The organism is Flavobacterium sp. (assembly GCF_044338735.1).
Taxonomy (GTDB): Bacteria; Bacteroidota; Bacteroidia; order Flavobacteriales; family Flavobacteriaceae; genus Flavobacterium.
This window is the reverse complement of record NZ_JBIIWV010000113.1, coordinates 1-6,793: the sequence shown is the minus strand read 5'-3', so window position 1 is coordinate 6,793 and position 6,793 is coordinate 1. Positions and strand designations below refer to the sequence as shown.

Below are 6,793 nucleotides of genomic sequence, written 5' to 3'. Positions count from 1 at the left end.
TTATAAAGGAGAGCCTATAGATAAAAATTATTCTTTACCTGTGAAAAGTGAAAAATGGAGAGAATTCCGTCTTGAAACCTTTGCTTTGCATGATAAATTGTTTGGTAAACAATCAGGATTGAATATTAGTATGCTTCTGAACAATCTAGAACCACAAAGTAATGAAGGTAAAAATAATTTTGTTCAAGAATGGGATTGGGCCATTAAAAACCTTAAAGATGGTTTTGGAATCAAAAATGGAGCACTTTCGAGAGGACATCATTTAAGTGGAGAAATTGATGCAGTAAACACGTTTTTGCCATACCTAGTTGACCCAAAAGGGGTAACTCTTTTTCGTCGTTCTGAGATGGATCAAACCTGGACGCGTCCTTGGTATCAATTAAATGTTCAACTCAACTTTTACTGGGGCGCAATTAATGCCTTGAACGCAGGCCAAAGTGTTTGGGATGTTACAAGCGGCGCTTTGAAGGCTAGCAAGGAACAAGGATTTGATTATTCTTTCTATTTTTTCAATAAGTATGCCGGGCAAATACACCCTGAGACAGCAACCGATGCTTTCTGTGCCTTGCATAAAGGTTTGAATGCAGCCGATACAAATACTTATCCTGAAGACAAGTTTGGTAAAGCATCGCACGGAAATATTGATCGTATGGAAAAAATCACTGCCGAATATGCTAAGTATGGAGCAGCAAACGATGATAAAAATGCCCTCAAAATGGGGCAAGTTAAGCAACGAGGTGACCAAGTAGGTTTCAATGATGCGGGTTGGGAAATTTGGCCCGAAAACTACTCCAGATTATTGTATCAAATTGAACCAGATGCTACATCCATTCCTTTATGGCGAGTGGGTGGACCTATCACGACTACCTCTTCTATTTATTCAAGGTTTGCAAGAGGATTTGAACACGCAACGGGAAAAGATGCACTATACTTCAAACTTCACGAAGGTTTTTCTCAAGATAATAAACCTAAAGTAATGTCGATAACAGTGGTTTGGTATGATGCCATTGAAGGTTCTAAGTGGAAACTAGATTATGATGCAGGAACTAAAAGTATGAAGACAGCAATGACGGTAACCGGAAAAGGGGACAAAAAATGGCATCATGAAGTGATAACAATTAAAGATGCCGTTTTCAAAAATGGAGGAACAAAAGGTTCAGACTTTGTACTATTGAATGCTGATGATAAAGATGATATATTTAGCCTTGTAGAAGTGCACCGCGGAGAACAAGAACTTCCTTTATTAAGACCTCAAGAGGAGAATCGTGCTTTTATGGGTAGCGCTAAAGGAACCAAATATAGCAAAGGCGAAAACGCCGTTGAGGGTGATAAAGAGAAGAAAGGAAAAAGAGAAGATAAAGAGGATAAAAGGGAAAAGAGAAAAAAAAGAGAAAAAAAATAAATAGCACTATGAAACGCGCAAGAATTAAAATATTAGCTACTTTCTTATTGTTTATAGGACTATCTCAACTGACATTTTCACAAAAAAAGGGAAATGATATAAAAGATTTCGAGCGCCCACAGTGGGCGGGATTCTTTACCAATTGCAAGAATGAAAAAATTGACACAGAGCGGTTTCCTTTCATTAAAGGGGCTGCCGATAGAGTTAAGTGGGCTGACATAGAGACAAGTCCCGAGGAGTATGACTGGTCGAAAATGGATTCTCAAATCCGTAATGCCGTAAAGGGTAAGTATTATTACTATTTTGTCTTATGGACTGGCCCTCACTCTCCAGAATGGATTTATGAACAAGGGGTTCCCAAAGTGACTGTAAAAGGTGGCAAGGGAAAAGATTTTTTTCCCTATTACCTAAATCAAAACTACATCAATTACTTCCATCGTTTTATCGGCAAGCTAGCGGATCACATTGCCTCACTACCTGAGAAGGATAGAAACGTCTTTGCATTTATACAGCCCGCATTTGGATCTACGGGTGATAGACAACTTTATAAAGGTACACCCATTGACCATAAATATAAAATTAGTGCTCAGCAATATTTAGAGTTTTGCAGCGGAGCTACGAAACGTTTCTACGAAGCCTTCGATAAGCCAGAACTCAAACATATCCGATTCCTGTTTAATGTGGATAATGAAAGTAATCCTGAAGTATTGAAGGGTACTAAGGCTGCAAAAGCAGGTGAACTACTTTACGCAAATTGGCTTCGCAAAAACTATCCGATTGAGCTCCGAAAACAGCAATTTACGATTGCAATTGGTTATCAGACTAACGGAGAAATAATCCAAGATAATGAACTTCGCCCTACTTTTTTCGGTCTGAACGGCAAGAAACCGGAGTTTGTGCGCGGCGAGTTTTCTAAATTTGGGCAAGCTGGAATATTTCAGGAAAATCCGGTTTGGAATTATTATTGGACCGCTATTTCGACCGTCGATAGAGGACTTGATTTATGGGAGGTTGATTATAATATTGTAAAAACAGGACAATATGATGAAGGTTTTGCCTTCGCTAGTCGGTATTCTTATTACAAACAACCGCAGACCAGCCCGTATGCCTTTATCGCCCTTCGTGATGTGCTCGATAGTGCCGATTCTGTTCGCTTTCCTGAGGGAAAATATGGGAAGGCTGAACAGAGCAACGCAGAACGGGTAAATAAAATTGAAGCGGAATTCAATAAATACGGAGCAAAAGTCGGTGATTTGCATGCTGCTACTTCCCTATCGGGATCCAATTATCTCTATGAAGCCAAGGCGATGAACGATATAGGATTCGAGCTCATTGCCAGAAACTATAGCCGATTTATTACACAGATCAATGCGAATGAAACCAGTGTCGGATTATGGCGGGTTGGACCCGAGAATCAGCCCTACGGCAGATATGCGAGAGGGTTTGAAAATTCAAACGGACGTAACCGGATGTATTTTGATCTGGATGACAATTTTTCTTTGACAAAAAAGGGATCAATCAATTTGAAAATCATATATTTGGATAAAGGGACCGGAAAATTCTCTGTTCGTTATGATTCCTCATCCAATACTGACAAAACCGCAGTTACCATCACCAAAGCCAACAGTGGCAATTGGGTAAGCAAAAGTATCACCATCGCCGATGGGGTGTTTGCCAATAAAGGTCCCAAAAATAGCGATTTCTCCTTGGTTAATGAGGATAATGAGGACGACGTTTTTCATATGATTGAAATTATGAAGGACAACCCGAAAAATTAAAAAAGAGGCTGTATCAATTTTATTTTGAACAGTCTCTTTTTAGTTCCTAAAAATCAATTTGAATTTTATTTTTTCAATAACTATTAGATGATTTGTATTGTAATAAATAAAAAAGTTTTGTTTTTCGATTTATTTAATGGCCTCAATCCACAAATGAAACAAATCTATACTAAAAATGAGACTATTTGCATCTATATTAAATAATGTTCAACAGTATATTTGCAGATAAGACCAAGGAGGTTAGAAAATTTGATTTGTAAAAAACCCAAAACTGGTTTTCAATCAGATTTGTTAAAAGTTAAAACTAAAATACATATTCATAAATAAAATGACAAAGAAATTTAAAAAAACAGTTACAATACTTTCGATAGTATTTTTAAACATTTTAATGTCTTTTGCTGGAACCACTCAGCAATGGAAAGACATTAAGGTTGATGTTAATGCTAACGGAACAGTATCAACTTCCAAAAACTTAAAAGAAATTGAGAATGGTTTTCAACGGTTAACTATATCGCTATCTAATAATAGCGATAAACCAATTACAATACAAAAAATTACTGTAAGCATTCCGATTGAAGCACAGTTATCCGACAACTTGGATGTAGTTTTTGGAGCAAGTTGTATGGGTCGCACACCTTTGCTTATACAGAAGATAGGCAGTCAAACCAATCGTAGTTCGAGTAATATGTATGAGATGGTTCGATTATCAGACGGTCAATATTTATTTGCAGGTGCAACTTCTTGGAGAATATTTATGCCGAATTTCACATTAAAACAAGGAGCTTTCGAAGTATGGTCTGACGGTGAAGGCAAACAATTAAAACCAGGCCAGACCATACAATACGAACAAATCGTACTTAGACGCGCTACCAACTGGCTTGAATTACTTGATCAATTTGGAACAGCGATTGCTGCAGAAAATAAAATTACCAAACTCAAGCCCGCCGATTTTAAAGGTTGGGCAACTTGGGATTATTATGGCAGAGTATTCACTCCAAAAGATATTTATGGTAATATGGACCAATTGAATAAATTGGCTCCAGAGGCAAATATGATTCAAATTGATGGTGGATGGTGGACCGAACGAGGAGATTATAAATCTATAAACCCGGGTCTTTTACCCGGCGGAATCAAGGATATTGTTAGCCGAATTAAGGCCGAAGGAAAAACTCCTGGAATACATTTTGATGGGTTTAGAGGTGATGAAGCATCTGAAATATATAAAGCACATCCAGAGTACTTCCTTCATGATCAAGATGGAAAGTTGGTGGTCGAAGAGAATGAAAAAGCAGACAAAGTCATGCATTATATTTACTTCGATTACTCCCATCCAGGAGCAAGAGCACATATCGCAGATTGCATAAAAAACATGAAGGATAATTGGGGTATTCGTTATTTTAAAGTGGATTTTATGCGTTACGGCCTCGAGAATGACACCAAACTTAGGAACAAACATGTTAAAAGTTTCAAAGCCTACGACCCAACAATCACGGGGGTAGAACGTTTTCGTTTGGGAATGAAAACCATGCGGGAAGCCATGGGAGATGACATCTATTTCTTAGGCTGTTCTGCTGTTTTTGGACCAACTATTGGTTTTGTGGACGGTATGCGAACTGGTGGCGACATCAATCCTATCTTCCAAGCTTTTCCTGAGCGTTGTTTAGGTAATTTAAGTAACTTTTTTCTGAGTGGTAAAGTTTTCAATGGCGATGCTGATTACCTTGTTTTCCGCGAAGCAATAGATGAAGACGCAACAGTGTCTCAAGAAGATACAAAACACGGGCACAATATGACAATGAATGAAGCTCAAATGTGGGCCGATTTTAATAAACTATACGGCACTGCCCGATTGCAAAGTGATAATTTGATGACACTTCGCCCTGAACGTAAAGCATTAGTGAAAGAAGTTTTTGAATTTCCAGCAATGGAAGAAACCGTGCCGTTGGATTTTTGGGAGCATGGAACTAACAAGCAGGATGGGTTCGAGTTGATAATTGCCCGAAAGGATAAGGATATTTATCTTGGGGTTTTCAATTGGAGTAATAATCTAAAAGAATATGAATTGAAAGCTTTTGGAAAAACAAGTCCTTTGCTTTTAGAAGGTCGTCATTCTCAAATCATAAAATACGAGGGCAAAGAATCGTTTGATCAACTTTGTAAAAAACTTCAGTCAAAATAAGTTTGAATTATGCAACTATTAAAGAATTTAACATCAAATTAATTAACAAAATTTAGCTTAATTTATTGTGCAGTATTTATTTGCATATCCAAAATGTATTTGATTGAAACAAGTAAATACTATAAAAGGAACTTTTTAGATTGATATAGGTTTTTTTTAGCAATAATTTTGAAATAATATTTAACGGTTAGATAAAAATGAATTAGTTCTTAAATTCAATTAAACTTTTTTATATAATCAGTGTCTTATCATAATTAACTTTAAAATAAAAATAAATAATGAAAAAAGTAATTTTAGCAGCATTATTAGCTGTAAGTTTAAATGGATTTGCTCAAGAAGCAGATAAAAAAGGTGGTGCTGATAAAATGTTGCAAAAAATGACAACAGAATTATCTTTAACAACAAATCAACAAGCTCTTTTAAAACCAATTCTTGAAGAACAATCTGCATTGAGAAAAGACAGCAAGAAAAATCCAGATCATGCAGATGATAATAAAGTTAAATTAAAAGAACTTAACAAAAAGATTAAAGAAATATTAACACCTGCACAGCTAGAAATTCAGAAAGCTAAAGCTGAAGAAAAAAAAGAAGGTAAAGAATAAAGACCAAATCTTTCAAAAAAATAAATAAACTTCTAGGAAACTGGAAGTTTTTTTTTGGAAAATAGTCAATTATTTAATAAATATTTCCCTATTGACATAATTGTATTTTGGGGTTGTACATGACTAATCAAATTCAAATAAATCAAAGTGTGTTTTAATTGAGACGAATTCACACTATAAAAGAGACTTTTGTACTACCATAAATCGTCTTTAAAGTTTAATTTTGATATACTAACTAATTATTTATATGGAATAAAATTTAAATTTAACTTTTGTAAAATTTATTTTTACAGTATTTAAATTTATATTTATTCAAATTTGTTTAAAAAAAACAACTTATTAATGAACCAAAAAAATATGAAATTTAAATTATTAACAATTATTTTTTTAACATCTTTCTTAACCTCGTTTTCCCAAAATACGATTGAAGGAGTTGTTAATGATGATAAAGGTTTGCCCTTGATAGGAGCTAATATAGTTGTCAAAGGAACTAAAACAGGGGTTTTAACCGATTTTGAAGGGGGTTTTAAAATAAACGCAAAATTCGGTGACGTCTTAATTGTTTCAAGTTTAGGCTTTGACAAAAAAGAAGTCAAAATACAGGGAAATTTTATAAAAATTGTTCTTGGAGAATTAAATGAAGTTTTGAATGAAGTTGTAGTAATCGGTTATGGTACTGTCAAGAAAAAGGATTTAACAGGAGCCGTTTCATCTATAAGAGCAACGAGTATAGAAAAAGGAGATCCAATAGATCTTCAAACGGCTTTTTCAGGTCGTGTAGCAGGTCTTCAAATAACACAAAATGATAATGGTTTAGGATCAGGTGTAAGGG

At 35.3% G+C, this 6,793-nt stretch carries 5 protein-coding genes; all 5 read left to right on the top strand.

Annotated features, from left to right (window positions below; translation table 11 throughout):
- A partial coding sequence (locus ACIQZC_RS07920; protein ID WP_396138696.1) for a hypothetical protein occupies positions 1-1,402 on the top strand: 1,402 nt, incomplete at its 5' end.
- Positions 1,403-1,410: 8 nt separating this feature from the next.
- Entirely contained in the window at positions 1,411-3,180 is a 1,770-nt protein-coding gene (locus ACIQZC_RS07915) for a hypothetical protein (RefSeq protein ID WP_396138695.1), read from the top strand.
- Between the two features lie 328 nt (positions 3,181-3,508).
- Positions 3,509-5,359 carry a glycoside hydrolase family 36 protein gene (locus ACIQZC_RS07910; RefSeq protein ID WP_396138694.1) on the top strand — a complete coding sequence of 617 codons (1,851 nt, stop codon included), beginning with the start codon at positions 3,509-3,511 and terminating at the stop codon, positions 5,357-5,359.
- Between the two features lie 278 nt (positions 5,360-5,637).
- Positions 5,638-5,961, top strand: a complete 324-nt coding sequence (locus ACIQZC_RS07905) for a hypothetical protein (RefSeq protein WP_396138693.1) — start codon at positions 5,638-5,640, stop codon at positions 5,959-5,961.
- Between the two features lie 357 nt (positions 5,962-6,318).
- The coding region (locus ACIQZC_RS07900) for a carboxypeptidase-like regulatory domain-containing protein (protein ID WP_396138692.1) at positions 6,319-6,793 on the top strand (475 nt) is incomplete at its 3' end.

What these genes read in the sequence shown, in the direction of transcription:
- ACIQZC_RS07915 (WP_396138695.1), top strand. Translation starts at nt 1,411, where the DNA reads ATGAAACGCGCAAGAATTAAAATATTAGCTACTTTCTTATTGTTTATA.
- ACIQZC_RS07910 (WP_396138694.1), top strand. Translation starts at nt 3,509, where the DNA reads ATGACAAAGAAATTTAAAAAAACAGTTACAATACTTTCGATAGTATTT.
- ACIQZC_RS07905 (WP_396138693.1), top strand. Translation starts at nt 5,638, where the DNA reads ATGAAAAAAGTAATTTTAGCAGCATTATTAGCTGTAAGTTTAAATGGA.